This window comes from Paraburkholderia sp. BGA-UO-ETr-F12, assembly GCF_059567945.1.
The window spans coordinates 274,994-290,644 of the sequence record NZ_JCAQOZ010000051.1 but is presented as its reverse complement, the minus strand read 5'-3'; the positions used below and the strand labels follow the sequence as shown (position 1 = coordinate 290,644).

13 protein-coding genes are annotated in these 15,651 nt (G+C 59.6%); 6 read left to right on the top strand and 7 right to left on the bottom strand.

The window, feature by feature from the left end:
* Nucleotides 1-104: 104 nt before the first annotated feature.
* The 5 genes from AC57B6_RS23345 to xylA all read right to left on the bottom strand — a co-directional run bounded on the left by AC57B6_RS23345 (nucleotide 105) and on the right by xylA (nucleotide 7,581).
* A complete protein-coding gene (locus AC57B6_RS23345) occupies nucleotides 105-1,877 on the bottom strand; it encodes a tetratricopeptide repeat protein (protein WP_496422181.1) in 1,773 nt (590 codons plus the stop codon).
* 337 nt (nucleotides 1,878-2,214) lie between these two features.
* On the bottom strand, nucleotides 2,215-3,414 hold the full coding sequence (locus tag AC57B6_RS23340; protein ID WP_028196210.1) for a sugar ABC transporter permease: 1,200 nt from the start codon (nucleotides 3,412-3,414) through the stop codon (nucleotides 2,215-2,217).
* On the bottom strand, nucleotides 3,411-4,970 hold the full coding sequence (gene xylG / locus AC57B6_RS23335; protein ID WP_454808204.1) for a D-xylose ABC transporter ATP-binding protein: 1,560 nt from the start codon (nucleotides 4,968-4,970) through the stop codon (nucleotides 3,411-3,413). The genes AC57B6_RS23340 and xylG overlap by 4 nt, the downstream gene beginning before the upstream one ends.
* Nucleotides 4,971-5,058: 88 nt before the next feature.
* Complete coding sequence (xylF, locus tag AC57B6_RS23330) at nucleotides 5,059-6,087, bottom strand: D-xylose ABC transporter substrate-binding protein (protein ID WP_496422180.1); 1,029 nt, start codon at nucleotides 6,085-6,087, stop codon at nucleotides 5,059-5,061.
* Between the two features lie 171 nt (nucleotides 6,088-6,258).
* Nucleotides 6,259-7,581, bottom strand: a complete 1,323-nt coding sequence (xylA, locus tag AC57B6_RS23325) for a xylose isomerase (protein ID WP_252889688.1) — start codon at nucleotides 7,579-7,581, stop codon at nucleotides 6,259-6,261.
* Between the two features lie 284 nt (nucleotides 7,582-7,865).
* Here xylA and AC57B6_RS23320 point away from each other — a divergent pair, with 284 nt between their 5' ends.
* The 5 genes from AC57B6_RS23320 to AC57B6_RS23300 all read left to right on the top strand — a co-directional run bounded on the left by AC57B6_RS23320 (nucleotide 7,866) and on the right by AC57B6_RS23300 (nucleotide 13,062).
* Nucleotides 7,866-9,083 (top strand): XylR family transcriptional regulator, encoded by a 1,218-nt coding sequence (locus tag AC57B6_RS23320; RefSeq protein ID WP_025495820.1) that lies wholly within the window; start codon nucleotides 7,866-7,868, stop codon nucleotides 9,081-9,083.
* A gap of 33 nt (nucleotides 9,084-9,116) precedes the next feature.
* Complete coding sequence (locus AC57B6_RS23315; protein ID WP_144192963.1) at nucleotides 9,117-10,202, top strand: aldose epimerase family protein; 1,086 nt, start codon at nucleotides 9,117-9,119, stop codon at nucleotides 10,200-10,202.
* A gap of 173 nt (nucleotides 10,203-10,375) precedes the next feature.
* A complete protein-coding gene (locus tag AC57B6_RS23310; RefSeq protein ID WP_025495822.1) occupies nucleotides 10,376-10,687 on the top strand; it encodes a DUF4148 domain-containing protein in 312 nt (103 codons plus the stop codon).
* A gap of 753 nt (nucleotides 10,688-11,440) precedes the next feature.
* The gene (locus AC57B6_RS23305) at nucleotides 11,441-12,559 is read left to right on the top strand and encodes a polyamine ABC transporter substrate-binding protein (protein WP_025495823.1); all 1,119 of its coding nucleotides are present in this window, start codon (nucleotides 11,441-11,443) and stop codon (nucleotides 12,557-12,559) included.
* 140 nt (nucleotides 12,560-12,699) lie between these two features.
* The gene (locus AC57B6_RS23300; RefSeq protein WP_030102142.1) at nucleotides 12,700-13,062 is read left to right on the top strand and encodes a cupin domain-containing protein; all 363 of its coding nucleotides are present in this window, start codon (nucleotides 12,700-12,702) and stop codon (nucleotides 13,060-13,062) included.
* A gap of 52 nt (nucleotides 13,063-13,114) precedes the next feature.
* Here the strand turns inward: AC57B6_RS23300 and AC57B6_RS23295 are convergent, their stop codons facing one another.
* Both AC57B6_RS23295 and AC57B6_RS23290 read right to left on the bottom strand, forming a co-directional pair.
* The gene (locus AC57B6_RS23295; RefSeq protein WP_496422200.1) at nucleotides 13,115-13,777 is read right to left on the bottom strand and encodes a dihydrofolate reductase family protein; all 663 of its coding nucleotides are present in this window, start codon (nucleotides 13,775-13,777) and stop codon (nucleotides 13,115-13,117) included.
* 206 nt (nucleotides 13,778-13,983) lie between these two features.
* On the bottom strand, nucleotides 13,984-14,487 hold the full coding sequence (locus AC57B6_RS23290) for a DUF8737 domain-containing protein (RefSeq protein WP_025495826.1): 504 nt from the start codon (nucleotides 14,485-14,487) through the stop codon (nucleotides 13,984-13,986).
* A gap of 128 nt (nucleotides 14,488-14,615) precedes the next feature.
* Here AC57B6_RS23290 and AC57B6_RS23285 point away from each other — a divergent pair, with 128 nt between their 5' ends.
* A complete protein-coding gene (locus AC57B6_RS23285; protein WP_496422179.1) occupies nucleotides 14,616-15,560 on the top strand; it encodes a LysR family transcriptional regulator in 945 nt (314 codons plus the stop codon).
* Nucleotides 15,561-15,651: the final 91 nt, after the last annotated feature.

The window sequence follows — 15,651 nt, the reverse complement described above, 5'->3', positions numbered from 1 at the left end:
ATGTCGAACTTCATGCAAGGCGCAGCCACGTTGGGCGGCTGCATTGGCGTTTTCACGGTGGTGGTTGCGGTTGTGGAGATGTTGGCGAATTGAGCCGGATTGGCTCACGCCTGGATTGCGGACGTATCGCACCAGGCGCCCAACGCCTGCCGTACCTCCTCAACGACTGGACCCCACTCGCCGAGTTTGCGTTGCCGGAATAACCGCATCGACGGATACCATGGACTGTCCGCTCTATCGAGCATCCACCGCCAATCCGAATGGGCAGGCAGCAGTACCCAGACAGGAAGTCCCGCCGCGCCGGCAAGATGAGCGACTGACGTATCAACCGTAATGAGCAGGTCGAGCGTCTGAAGAATAGCCAGCGTATCGGCAAAATCGTTGATGTCGGGGCCCAGCGTGTGTAAGTCGAACTCGTTCGCCAGATCCTCGCTCTCGCGTTCAAGATAACCTTTTTGCACCGAATACCAGGTTACGCCGGACTGCCCGAGCAAGGGCCTTAGCGTGTCCAGTTTGACTGATCGCCGATGATCGAACGGATGGTTGGGATCGCCCGCCCATACCAGTCCGACGCGCCGGTTCTTCGCGCACAACTTGTCCCGCGCGCCGTCGTAAAGATACGCCTGCCACCGATGAATTTTTTCTGGCGTAGCGGCGATATAGGGCATGGCCAGAGGAAGCATCGGCAAAGCCAGCTTCATATACTCCGGCATCCTCATCATGTGGCAGAAGTAGTCGTAAGGCCCTGGCGGCAGCTCGGTCCATACCGCATGAACGCCGCTTGCGCTACGAGCGACCTCGTTCAACGGAGCGTCAACCCACACATCCACGGTGGCTCCTTGCCGATGCAGCCAATGCGCCATACGAAGAAACTGGATTTGATCTCCAAGTCCCAGTTCCTTGACGAGGAGAAACTTGCAGCCGGCAACGGCCTCCCCATTCCATTCGGGGAAATCCGGGCGCACCGAGTCGCGGAAATACGGCGTTCTTTTGTGCCATTTCCATCGTTTCCAGCCCTGCTCGAACTCACCGAACTTGAGTTCCAAAGTCGCCAGGACGTATTGCATCAAGGCATTGTCCGGAAGATTCCTTACCGCCTCGATACACTGCGACCGCAATCCGGGAAGGTCCACGAGGGCGTCAAAGCCGTACATCGCATTGAGATGCAACTGCTCATTCTTCGGATCGGCGGCGAGTCCCTGTTTGGCTATGCTGATCGCCTCGCCGAAACAGCGGGCGCAGTTCAACGTGTACGACAGTTCTTTAAGGGCGTCGGCATTCGATGCGAACGCGCAGCGCATTGCTTCGACCACCGGCTCAATATCGCTACGACGGCCAATCTTCGACAGCGCCAGAATCAAGGCGAGCCCATCGGCCAAGCTGGTTGAATCGAGCGCCCATGCGCGAGTCCAATAGTTCGCGGCGTCAGCGAACTGCCCCAGCTCCGTGCAGATCTCTGCCAGCGCGCGAGCGGCGTGGTGCAATCCCGGTTCAAGTTCAAGCGCCTTGATGTAGTGAGCCTTTGCCTCGGCGAGCCGCAACGACGATCGTAGACAATCACCGAGATTCCGGTGAAGAGTGGCGGTGCTGCCCGTCAGACTATGCGCGCGATGATAAAACGCTTCAGCCGCTATCCAGTCTTCCGCCAAAGCCGCAAGCAATCCACGTTGCTCCCAAATATCTGCGCGCTCCGGAGCCACCAGCAATGCCCGGCTCAGAAATTCGCCAGCTTGCACCATCTGGTTGTCGAGGAAAGATGCAAGTCCTGCACGATGGAGCGCATTCACGTGCTGCGGCTCCAGCGCCAGCACTTCCTTATAGGCATCGATTGCTTCCGGCAGACGCTTCCCGGCGAAGTACGCGTCGCCACGTGCCATATAGGCTTCGAGGTCTGGGGAGACCCGTGATCGAGGAGTGGACAAAGTTCTAGTTCGGGCAGGTTAGGTTCGTTCGTCGATTGCCGTCGACGTTTACGTTATGCATAACCTTCCGACGCCACCAGCCGGCGCATTGCGTTCATCAATCGCCGGTTGCAAGAAGCCTAAACAGTGCAACCGGTATGAGCAATCAGACGTTTCTATTTTTTTATTGGAGATCTCAGCCAACGCCTACGACGGCCGATGTGCTTCCGCTTTGTCACCGCGAATCGACCATCGGCCACGGCTTCGAACTCCGAAACGCCTTTGCTATTTTCGCGACTATCCTACGGATACCTTACCGCCGATTCGACCCCGACACGACATCGATCCACACAGCCAGCACCAGAATGCTGCCTTTCACGATCATCTGCCAGTAAGCGTCGACGTCGAGCATCGACATGCCGTTATCCAGGCTGGCCATCACCAGCGCGCCGATCAGCGCGCCATACACCGTTCCAGAACCGCCGCGCATCGACGTTCCGCCGATAAAGCATGCGGCGATCGCATCGAGTTCGCCCATCGATCCTGCCGACGGCGAGCCCGCCGCCAGCCGCGCCGTATTGACGATGCCGGCGAACGCGCACATCAGCCCCATCAGCGCGAAGATCGCCAGCTTCACACGGTTCGTATTCACACCGGAGAGCCGGGTTGCTTCCAGATTGGAACCCACTGCATAGATGCGCCGCCCGAAAACGGTCTGCGTCGCGATCCACGTGAAAATTCCCAACAACGCGAGCAACAGCAGCACCGGCACCGGAATTCCGCCGTAACGATCGAGCGTGGCGACAAACGCGGCCAGAATCACGCCCGCGCCGACCACCTTCACGACGTCTTGCCAGATCGGCACCACGCGCAATTTATACCGCTCACGGTTGCTTCGTTGCCGCACCGTCAAAAAGGCCAGCACCACGAACAGCACAACCGCCAGCGTATCGCCCGCAAGACGCGGCAGATATCCCTGGCCGATAAATACGAAGCCGTCTGAGACGGGTGCAATCGTCGAGCCACCCGTGACACCGAGCAGAATGCCGCGATACGCGAGCATGCCGCCCAGACCGACAATGAACGAAGGCACACGCCGGTAGGTCGACCACCAGCCGTTGAACATGCCGACGAGCACACCTAGCAGCATCACCAGCGGCACGGTCACGCCGATCGGCCAGTGCCGGTTCACATCGAGAATGGCCGCGACGCCGCCAAGCAGACCCAGCAAGGAGCCGACCGACAGATCGATCTCGCCCGCGATGATCACGAACACCATGCCGCACGCGAGCATGCCGGTAATCGACATCTGCCGCAGCAGATTCGACAGATTGCGCGGCGTCACGAACGCGCCGTGTGTCAGAAAGGAAAAGAAAATCCAGATCACGGCCACGGCAATCAGCAACGCGAGAATCTTGTAACGTGCGAACAGTTGCTGAACGCGTTGCGTACCACCGAACGCGCCACGTGGCGCGGCGCCTTCTGCAGGTTGGGAAGTAACGTCGGGAGTCATGCGGCACTCGCTGCGGTTGGGTTCGTGGATCGCTGCACAGGACGAATCGCGGCGCTGAGAATGTCCTCTTGCGTGAGGCCGTCGTTGACGAAGTCGCCGCGCAATTCGCCTTCGCCGATCACCAGCACGCGATCGCTGATACCGAGCACTTCGGGCAATTCGGACGACACCATCACGATCGCCATGCCTCGCTGTGCCAGTTGAAAGATCAGTTTGTAGATTTCGTATTTCGCGCCGACGTCGACGCCGCGGGTCGGTTCGTCGAGGATCAGCACTTTCGGATCCGTGAGCAGCATGCGCGTCAGCACGGCCTTCTGCTGATTGCCGCCCGATAGACTCGCAATCGAAAGCATGGGATGCGCCGCGCGCACTGAAAGCCGCTTCATCTCCGTATGAATCGTATCGAGTTCGGCGGCGGAATCGATCCGACCGCCCTTCGCGAAGCGTTGCAACACCGCAAGCGTGATGTTGTGGCCGACGCTCAGTCCCGGCACGATGCCATGACGCTTGCGATCTTCCGGCACCATGCCGATGCCGGCGCGAATCGCATCGACCGGCGCGCGAATTTTCAATGGCTTGCCGTCCATCACCACGCTCGCTTCGCTCACCCCCGGATACGCACCGAAGATCGCCTCCATCAACTCCGTGCGCCCTGCGCCAACCAGACCGGCAACGCCGAGGATCTCACCGCGTCGTAGCGCGAAGGACACATCGTTCACACGCTTGCGGCGCGGATTGGTGACGTCGAAACAGGTCACATGGCGGGCTTCGAAGATCACATCGCCGATGGGATGCGGTTCACGCGGGAACAGATTCTTGATCTCACGGCCCACCATCAGCGAGATGATGCGGTCGGTAGTCAACGCATGCATCGGTTCGGTTGCGACATGGCGCCCGTCGCGAATCACGCTGATCGTGTCGCACACGGCCGCGACTTCGTCGAGCTTGTGCGAGATATACACGCAGGCGACACCGCGCCGTTTCAGATCACGCACGATATCCAGCAAGATGTGTATTTCCGTAGCCGTCAGCGACGACGACGGTTCATCGAGAATCAACAGCTTCGCGCGCTTGTTCAATGCCTTCGCGATTTCGATCAGCTGCTGATGACCACCGCCGTAGTTCATCACCGGTTGTGCGGAATTGATTCCACTGATGCCGAGTTCGCGCAGCAGCTCATCGGCACGCTGATACATGGCGGCGTAGTTCATTCTGCCGCCCGGCAGCGTGATCTCGTTGCCGAGAAAGATATTCTCCGCGACCGAAAGCTCCGGCACCAGCATCAATTCCTGGTGGATGATGATGATGCCCGCACGTTCCGTGTCCCTTATGCTTGCGGCTTTCAGCGGCTCGCCTTCCCAGATTATTTCGCCATCCCACGTGCCGTGGGGATAGACGCCTGAGAGCACTTTCATCAGCGTCGATTTTCCTGCGCCGTTCTCTCCGCACAAGCCCACGCACTCGCCTGGCGCCACCGTCAGGTCGATGCCATCGAGTGCCTTCACACCGGAAAATGCTTTGACGATGCCGCGCATCGTCAGTAATGGTTCACTCATTCGCTATGCCTCGCTACAGGGCGCGCGCTCGTGCCGACGTGCCTGGCGCATGCCAGGCACGTCGGCTTGAACTACGCGCACGTTACGCTCATTGGCTCGCGAGCTGGGCCTGGGTGTAGAAGCCGTCCTTGACGACCACATCGACGTTGCTCTTGGTGAGCAATGTAGGTTGCAAAAGCACCGTGTCGACCTTCTTCTTACCGTTGTCGTACTGGGCATTGAAGGCGGGCTTCTCGCCCTTCGCCAGCGCGACTGAGAGTTTCGCCGCTTCACTCGCGATCAGTTTCAGCGGCTTGTACACGGTCATGGTCTGAGTGCCGGCAATCACGCGCTTAACGGCCGCAAGATCGGCATCCTGCCCCGACACCGGCACCTTGCCAGCCATGTGCTGCGCCGCGAGCGCCTGGATCGCGCCGCCCGCGGTACCGTCGTTCGAGGCGACGATCGCGTCGATCTTGTTGTTGTTCGCCGTGAGCGCATCTTCAACAATACGCAGCGCTGTCGACGCGCTCCACTCCGGCACCCACTGCTGACCGACGACCTTGATATCGCCCTTGTCTATCGCGGGTTTCAACACTTTGAGCTGACCCTCACGCAGCATCTTCGCGTTGTTGTCGGTCGGCGCGCCGCCGAGCAGGAAGTAATTGCCCTTCGGTTGCGCGTTATAAACACCTTGGGCTTGCAGCTCGCCGACCTTCTCGTTGTCGAACGAGATATAGGCGTCCACATCCGCGTCGAGAATCAGGCGGTCATACGAAACGACCTTGATGCCGGCCTTTCTGGCCTCTGCGACAACATTGCCGAGCGTCTTCGAATTGAACGGTACGATCACGATCACGTCGACGCCGCGCGAGATCAGATTCTCGATCTGCGAGATCTGCCGCTCTTCGCTCGCATCGGCGGACTGCACCGACACCTTGGCGCCCAGCTTTTCTGCAGCTGCAACGAAGTAGTCCCGATCGCGCGACCAGCGCTCGACACGCAGATCGTCGATACAGAAACCAATTTCGGGGTGGTCCTTGCTTGCGTGCGCGAGCGGCGCGGCAAGCGACAGGCTGGCGAGCACGGCTCCAAACACAAGCGAACTCAGTAGGGTACGGCGCGTTGCGAATTTCATGTCTCACTCCTTGTTCTGATAGCCTGAATACCGGATTGGACGGTCTGCGCTGCGAGCCGCAGAACCGGACAAGCGACAAACCAAAGCTTCTCTACTCGCGCGGTCAGCGTGGCCGCGCGATCTTTATGTCGTACTACGTGATTTCTGAAAGCGTTACTTCGTGACTGTCATTCAACGGTCCTTATAAATCGCCTGATTCACGACGTTTTCCAACTGCTCCTGCCGGCCGCTCGTGTGCTGCGGATTCAGGCCGCGCGTCAATGCGTCCGTGGCCAGCGTGGAGAGCGAATACTCGCCGTTGAGAATTTTGCGGCCGAATTCCGAATCCCAGCCCGCATAGCGTTGGCGCTTGAACTGTTCGAGCCGGTCGTTCTCGAGCAGCGTTGCCGCCCGCTCGACGGCGAGCGCCAGATTATCGATTGCGCCAATGTGACCGAAGAACAGATCTTCCGGGTCGACGCTCTGCCGTCGTACTTTTGCGTCGAAATTCATACCGCCGCTCGTGAAGCCGCCGTGCTTCAGAATTTCATAGAAGGCCAGCGTCAGTTCTTCGACGCTATTCGGAAACTGGTCCGTATCCCAGCCGTTCTGCGGATCGCCGCGATTCGCGTCGACGCTGCCGAAAATCCCCAGCGCATAAGCGGTGGCGATCTCGTGATGAAACGAGTGGCCGGCAAGGGTCGCATGATTGGCCTCGATGTTCACGCGAATCTCTTTCTCCAACCCGTGTTGCAGCAGGAAACCATGTACGGTGGCCACGTCGTAGTCGTACTGATGCTTGGTCGGCTCCTGCGGCTTCGGCTCGATCAGCAAAGCGCCTTTGAAGCCGATCTTGTGTTTATGCTCGACCACCATATGCAGGAAACGGGCAAGCTGATCGCGCTCGCGAACAAGGTCGGTATTGAGCAGCGTGTCGTAGCCCTCGCGGCCACCCCACAGCACATAGTTTTCACCACCCAGTCGTTGCGTCGCGTCGAGCGCGTGACGAACCTGCGTGGCGGCAAACGCGAAAATCTCCGGATCGGGATTGGTCGCGGCCCCGCCCGCATAACGCGGATGCGAGAACAGATTCGCCGTGCCCCACAGCAATTTGATGCCGGTATCCTGCTGCTTGCGGGCGAGATAGTCGGCGATACGCGTGAAGTTCTCGCTATAGGTTTTCAGGCTATCGCCTTCCGGCGCGACGTCGGTGTCGTGAAACGTGTAATACGGCGTGCCGAGCTTCGAGAAAAACTCAAATGCGGAATCCGCTTTTTGCTGCGCCCGCTCCATCGCGTCGCCGGCTTGCTGCCATGGACGCCGAAACGTTCCTTGCCCGAAGATATCGACGCCCGGCCACACGAACGTATGCCAGTAGCACACGGCGATACGCAGATGTTCCTCGAGCGTCTTGCCGAGTACGCGCTTACTCTTGTCGTAATGGCGATACGCAAGCGGGTTATCCGATTGCGGACCCTCGTAGCGAATCGCGGGAATATGTTCGAAATACGACATCAGCGTCTCCTGTTTTATGCTGCACTGCAACCCGTACGGCATCGCCGCGCCGGTTGACAAGGTGACGCCATGCTGCCGCTTGCCAGATGCATCGGCAATTGCGAAATTGCACAGCACGCTTAATGTTTCTTAGTGCCCACGCGTTTGTTTCACACCCGCGCGCGCTTCGCGGCCTAGAATAACCAGACGCTTAAAAACAGTGCCGCCCTCAGCGCGCACGCCGTGCGCACCCAACAGGAGACGAAGGCGCCGCGAGTCCTGCCGATCCGCCCGCCGCCCATGCCATGACCCGTCCGCAAACACCACAGACGACCCATCGGATCGCGCTGCTGTTCAACGCGAACAAGGTCTACGACCGCGAGATCATCACCGGCATCGGCAATTACCTGCTGTCGACGCGCGTAGCCTGGGATCTCTTTCTCGAAGAAGATTTCCGCTGCCGGCTAACAGGTATCGAGCAATTCGACGGCGACGGCATCATCGCGGATTTCGACGATCCCGCAGTGGGCGAAGCGCTGCGTGACTGTCCATTGCCGGTGGTCGCGGTCGGTTCATCGTTTGAAGATCCGGCGCACTACCCTCCGGACTTACCCTATATCGCAACCGATAACGCCAAGCTCGTTTCGCTCGCCTACACGCATCTGATCGGCGCGGGCCTCGAACATTTCGCGTTGTACAGCCTTCCGCAAGCGCAGGAAAATCGCTGGGCGCAGCAACGCGAGTTGGCGTTCGCTCACCTGCGCAGCGCGGACGGCCACAGCGCCGCGCAGATAGGCACCGAAATTTATCGCGGCCTGTCCACCAGCGCGCCGTCATGGAATCAGGCCACCGAGCAGCTCACTGCGTGGCTGAATCAGTTGCCGAAACCGGTCGGCATCGTCGCCGTCACCGACGCCCGCGCGCGGCATCTGCTGCAGGCCTGTTTGATCGCGGGCATTCCCGTGCCGGAACAGGTGGCGATCATCGGCATCGACAACGATCCGCTCACGCGTACCTTGACCCGCATTCCGCTTTCCTCCGTGATTCAGGGCACCGAGGAAATGGGCCGCACCGCCGCTCACTTGCTGCATCAGATGCTGCACGGCGCGCGTTTCCCGGGGCGCCGCATTCTCGTACCGCCGGTCGGCATCAACGTGCTCGAGTCGACCAGGCACCAGCCGCTCGCGAGTCCCTATGTGATGCGCGCGCGGCACTTCATCCGCCAGTACGCATGCCAGGGCATTCGCACCGAACAGGTTGCCGATTACGTGGGCGTGTCGCGATCGTCGCTCGAAGAGTACTTCCGGCGCGAGCGGCAGTGCACCGTGCATCAGGAAATCCTGCGCCACAAGCTCGATGTCGCCAAAGCGCTGCTTGCCGCGCGCGATGCCTCGAGCGCGGAGGTGGCGATCCGTTGCGGGTTCACGTCGCTGCAATACATGTACGCGGTGTTTCGCCGCGAACTCGGCTGTACGCCGCGCGAATATCAGGAACGTGCGAATTCGACCGCAGCGCCTGGCTGAGCATGCCTTTCATCCTTTATCTCCACCGACCACATGATCAGCATTGCACCTCTTTCTTCCGAGCCATGGGGCGCGCTGCCCGGCGGCGATCCCGTGCGGCTCTTCACGCTGCGCAATGCGCACGGCATGAAAGTCGCGATCAGCGACCTGGGCGCGACCCTGGTCTCATGGCATGCACCGGACCGCGCCGGCCGGCTCGGCGACATTCTGCTAGGCCACGACACGCCCGCTGAGTACCTTGCGGCCACGACCTACATGGGCGGATTGATCGGCCGCTGGGCAAATCGCATTGCCGATGCGCGCTTCACGCTCGACGGTATCGAGTACACGCTCGATCGCAATGAAGGCGCGAATCTGCTGCATGGCGGTACACAGGGTTTTCATCGCGCACTATGGGACGTGAGCGAAGATAACGGCGCGCTGCTCATGCGGCTTGAATCGCCCGAAGGCGACGCCGGCTTTCCGGGCAACGTGACGGTGCAGGTGCGTTACACACTCGACGACGACGGCACCTTGACGATCGCCTACGAAGCCATGACGGACGCGGCGACGCCACTCAATCTGACGAGTCATCCCTACTTCAACCTGACGGGCCGGCGCGGGGCCGATATACGCGGCCACGTGCTGTCGATCGACGCCGAGCGGTTCCTCGAAGTGGATACATCGATGATCCCTTGCGACCTGGCAGAAGTCGCGGGCAATGCGTTTGACTTCCGGCAGAGTGCGCCGATCGGCGCACGGCTCGATTGGCCGCATGCGCAGCTTGCCAGAGCCGGCGGGTTCGACCACTGCTACGTCCTGCACCGCACATCTGACGCCGCCACGGCCGGGCGCGAGCCGCAAGTGCGCCAGGTAGCCTGCGCATACGACCCCGGCAGCGGACGCGAGCTGACCGTTTCAACCGATCAGCGCGGTTTACAGTTCTATACCGGCAATTCGTTAAACGGCGACATAGGACGCGGCGGCATCGCCTACCAGCCGCACGCCGGGCTGTGTCTCGAAGCCGGCGGCTTTCCGAACGAAGTCAATATGACTGAACAGGAGCAGGTTATCGTGCGGCCCGGCAACACCTATCGCCAGACCACCGCATATCGAGTGGGCGTACGTTCTGGACTCTGAAGTAATTCCCCATATCTTAGGAAGAGCATTACATAACCCCGACTTATCATTTGCAGCAAGACTGAATTACCCGTTTAGGGGTTTGCCCTGGAACCCCCGCTTCCTAGAATCGTTCACAGGCCGCCCAACCCGCGTTGCGGCGCCGGATAAAACAATTCTCGGAGGGAAGCATCATGAAATCGCTGATCAAGGCAATCGCACTGGTCGTTGTTATCGCCGCCCCGGTGGCTTCGTTCGCACAGACGGAACAGCCGCTGACCCGTGCGGAAGTCAAAGCGCAATTGATCCAGATTGAACAGGCCGGCTACAATCCGGCCGCCTCGGGTGATTCAACCTACCCCGGGGACATTCAGGCAGCCGAAGCACGTGTAGCCGCACAACATGACACGACCGGCTATGGTTCTTCGGCAAACGGATCGTCGCAAACCGGCACGACCGCACCTGCTGCGCCGGCGGCTCAGCCCGCGCCAATGGACGGTCAATAAAACGCCAACGTTATCTGCCGCCATGTCGTGCGACGCGAGCCTTGCCTGTTCAAGCATGCGCTCGCATGAACGCATTCCACTGCGCATCACTGTGACGGCGCAGTGTCAGAAAATCCTTTGACGAAAATAATGGCTCATATATCCTAGAGCGGCAGTCTGGTGGTTCTCGCAGAACGGGTCGATCTGCATCAGCGAGGACTTCTATTCAACGTCGCTTCGGGTTCCATCGTGAAAGTCCGTGGTCCATTGGTGAGATACCAGCCTGGTCGGGAAAGAACCTTCCTGTCCGGCTGCTCGATCGCTCATCAGGGGAGCAACTGCGCTTCGCCATCCCGCCCCCTGTCCATCGATACCGTGTTGTCGCGGCGCTCCGTGCGTCGGCACAACGTCATTGCCGCCCCCGCAGCCATCGGGGTGCGAACTGACGAAATCGCGTCGCTTCTGCCTTAGTCCCCTTCTCTTTTCGCGAGCAAGTGTTGCATGCGATCAAGCCGTCTATTTAGCGGTTGAACGCCTGCAATGCGTTTGTCCGTCCGCGCTTTGCAAGTTGCCTTGCTAGCGTTGGCCGGTTCATAGCGCTCGTCCGTCTACGTCCCACTTAGCTCTGCTGTGCGCTTGCGCCGCGGCAGGCGGCGCCACGTCCCGTTCTCGCCCGCATTCGTGCGGCGTAGACGGACGTGCGGGTTGTCACGCTCGCGCATCCGCGCCTGCGCTGCAGCGAAAACTGAAGATCGCAATCAAGGAGATAGTCGAATGAAGATCCGTCATGCCAAGCTTGTCTCGCTCACCGGCACGATGCTGTGCTCGATGGCCGCTTTATCCCCCATGAACGCTGCACGCGCAGCGGACACGACGATCAATGTCTACAACTGGTCGGACTACATCGCCAAAGACACGATCTCCGGCTTCGAAAAAGAATCCGGCATCACCGTGAAATACGACAGTTACGACAGCGACGACACGTTGCAGGCGAAACTGCTGGCAGGCAGTTCCGGGTATGACATCGTTGTGCCTACATCGAGTTATATGGCACGCCAGATCGAAGCAGGCGTGTATCAGAAGATCGACAAATCGAAGATGCCGAATCTCGCGAACCTCGACCCCGGTTTGATGAAGCTGATCGCGGATGCCGATCCCGGCAATCAATACGGGGTGCCGTGGGCGTGGGGCACCGACGGCATCGGCTATAACGTTCAGGCCGTGAAAAAAGCACTCGGTGCCGACGCGCCGGTTGATAACTGGTCGCTGTTGTTCGACCCGGCGAATCTTTCGAAGCTCAAAAGCTGCGGGGTGTCTTTCCTCGACGCGGCAGCAGACGTTTTCCCGGCCGTGCTTCAGTACATGCATAAGGACCCGAACAGCACCAATCCAGGCGACTACCAGGCCGCGTACGAAGTGCTGAAGAAAGTGCGGCCGTATATCACGCAGTTCAATTCGTCCGGCTATATCAACGATCTGGCTAACAACGATATCTGTGTCGCGTTCGGCTATTCCGGTGACGTGGGCATTGCGCGGCGGCGCTCGTCGGAAGCAAAGCGTTCGTATGAGGTACGGTTCTCGAACATCAAGGACGCAGGTCTGCTGTGGATGGACGTGATGGTTATTCCGAAAGATGCTCCGCATCCGGAAGCGGCAATGAAGTGGATGAACTACATCGAAGACCCGAAAGTGAGTGCCGCGATTACCAACGAGGTTTTCTATCCGACTGCGAATCGGGCGGCAAGACAGTTTGTGACGCCGGCGATCGAGCAGGACGCGAACGTGTATCCGCCTGAGGCCGTGCTGAACAAGATGACGTTGATGCGGCCGCAGCCTGCGCCGATCATGCGGCTTGAAAACCGGCTGTGGGCGCAATTGAAGTCGGGAAGTTGAAGCTTGGTTGCTGTTCTTGTGCTGTAGCGATCCTGGGCGAGCTCAGGTGACGCCTTTTGAGCGTGGCGCATGCAGTGGGTGTGTGCGTCACGTCCTTTTTGACGCTTCGATCTTTTAACTCTGTTTGCATTAGAGACATTATGAGCATTCTGAACATCGTAGATTTTTCACAGCCCGCCAAGGAAAGCGTTGAGTACATGCCGAAGGCGGAAGCAGTGCTCGCCGGCAATCCCGCGCAAGCGGTTCACACGCATTTTGCCAGTCCGTGCGGGCAGCTTGCGGCGGGTGTTTGGGAAGGTGCTTGCGGTCAATGGACGGTGAACTTCACCGAGAGTGAATACTGCGAAATTCTTGAGGGCGTGTCCGTGATTCGGGATGCGGACGGCACGGCGAAGACCGTGCGCGCCGGGGACCGATTCCTGATTCCCGCGGGGTTCAAAGGGACTTGGGAAGTTGTTGAGCCGTGTAAGAAGATTTTCGTTTCGGTGGAATTTAAGCGCTAGGTTGCCCTGACGGATGCGGCGGCGCGGCAGCGCCGTCCGCTGCACGCAGTTGTCAGGCGTCGTTGTGCCCTTGGCGCCGGAGTACGACATGCGTGGCTTTCTCTGTCGCAACGAACTCAACGCATTCGTATCCCAGAGCGCGCGCGTCAACCCCCTCGAACAGTCGCTCTCCTGCGCCCAGCAGGACCGGTGAGATAGCGAAGTGCAATTCATCGATCAGGCCCGCACGAAGATATTGCTGGATAGTGCTAGCGCCGCCGCCAATGCGCACATCCATTCCGTTGGCTGCTTCGCGCGCCCGCTCAAGTGCCTCGTGAATACCGCCCGTGACGAAGTGAAATGTAGTTCCGCCTTCCATCTGGATCGGCGCGCGTGCGTGATGAGTCAGGATGAAAGTTGGAACGTGATAGGGCGGGTTGTCGCCCCACCAGCCTTTCCAGTTCATGTCGGGCCAGGAACCGCGAATCGGTCCGAACATGTTTCTTCCGAGAATCCAGGCGCCAACATTCTTGAAGCCCCGCGCCGCGAAGTCGTCGTCGATTCCCGTTGTGCCGCCGTCGGCGCCAAGCACGGTCCGTTGGAACGTTCGTGTCGGGACTAGCCACTGGTGCAAATCTGTCCCGCCCGCGCCGAGCGGATTGTTGATGTCCTGATTCGGACCCGCTCCATATCCGTCAAGCGAGATGGTAAAGCTCTGAACCCGGACGCGTGTCATTTTCATGCCTTCCTTTCGATTGACGCTTGACGTAATGTCAACCGCACGGCTCACAGCTTGTATCGGCCATTGCGGTACACATCGGCTACAGGAATCCTGAAGCAGTGTTTTACCAGCTTATTTTTCAGCGTTCATTGAAAAAATCGGTCGGGTAAAACACCGCGACACCTGCGCTCGACGATGCGCAATACGCCTGCTCTCGCGGATCAATAGCCGTGGACCACCTTGGGCTGCGGGCGCAGCAGCAGATAAAACGCTGAAAGATGCGTAATCATCAGCAGTGGCACATAGATGATTGGAATCGCGTACGTAGCGCCGAACTCACCCGCATGTGCCGGAAGGTCTGCCTGGATAGCGTTGTAGTAGTCGACAATGAGGTCGGTCACTCCCATGAGATTGAACGCTACGACGAACAGCCAGAAAAGCGAGCGCACTCGTGTCGTGAGTAGCGCCAGCATGGCCAGAACGCCCGTGGCGAAATCGCCGTATGCGGCGAACACGGCAAAGCTGGCGGGCAGGTCGGGACTGACGACGCCCGGCAGAATGAACACCAGCCCGAAGAAGCGGAAGCTGTGCAAAGTGGCGATCGCGCGTTGCGCATCGAACGGGTCCATCGACTTGAGCTTCGGCCAGACATATACGCGAAAACAAAGCAGCCAGGCGACGTACCCCAGAACGAGATGCAATTGAAAGAGAAGCTCCGTTGGCATGTTGCCTCCTGTCAGATGTGGTTCGGTGCATTGAGGCCGGGAGATGGGGATCAGCCGGCGCGTCATCTGCAGGCGTAGGTGTACCATGGCCTTTCGCGAGCGACTATTCATCACAATGTTGACGGGCTATGAAGCAGAACTTCACAGTCAGGCAGGGCGCGCTCGACGGCGTGGAGGTGTTTCTGAGCGTTGCCCAGCATCGCAGTTTTCGCCGGGCAGCCGCGGAACTCGGCGTGACACCGTCGGCCGTCAGCCAGGCAGTGCGTGTACTTGAAGCGCGTATCGGCGCAGCGCTCTTCATTCGCACCACGCGCAGTGTCGGCCTGACTGAAGCGGGCGAACGGTATCTTTCGCACGCAAAGCCTGCCTTCGACGAACTTGTCGCCGCCAGTGCGGTTGCGCGCGGACTCGGTCAACGCCCCGCCGGATTGCTGCGTCTGTCAGTGCCGCGCGCGGTCGTGCCGATCCTGCTCGAACCCCTGATCGCATCTTTCTGCCAGGCCTATCCCGAGGTTGAAGTAGAGATCGCCACGAGCAAGGAACTGGTCGATCTTGCAGCCGAAGGATTCGACGCCGGTATCAGGTTCGGTCAGTTGGTCGACGCGGACATGGTCGCCGTACCGTTGACACCGCCGCTGCGTCTTAGCGTGGTCGGCAGCCCGGCTTACTTCGCGCAGCACAGCCGACCCAACCACACGGACGATCTTCGCCAACACGCATGCTTGCGATGGCGGCGATCCAGCGGCGCGCTAGCGCTCTGGTCATTCGACGACAACGGCCGCGCGATCGAGATCGCCGTATCCGGTCCCTTCATCGCCCACGATTTTCCCACCATGCTCGGCGCGGCAGTCGAAGGCATGGGCCTCGCGCAACTACCCGCGCCGATGGTCGCTGAAGGATTGAAAGCGGGAAGCCTGGTGCAGGTGCTGGAGTCGTTCGCGCCGCTGATACCGGGCGTGTTTCTCTACTATCCCAGCCGCCGGCAAATGATGCCGAAGCTGCGTGCCTTCATCGATCATGTGAAGAGCCGCTCGGTGGATCAGGGCAAACCCCGGGTACGTGATGAGTATTGACGCACCCGATTGACGTACCCGATTGCGGACTGGATGCTGCGCTGCAAGATTGGCTGACAAGGCCGAAACGGTCTGCGAAACAGAATCATTG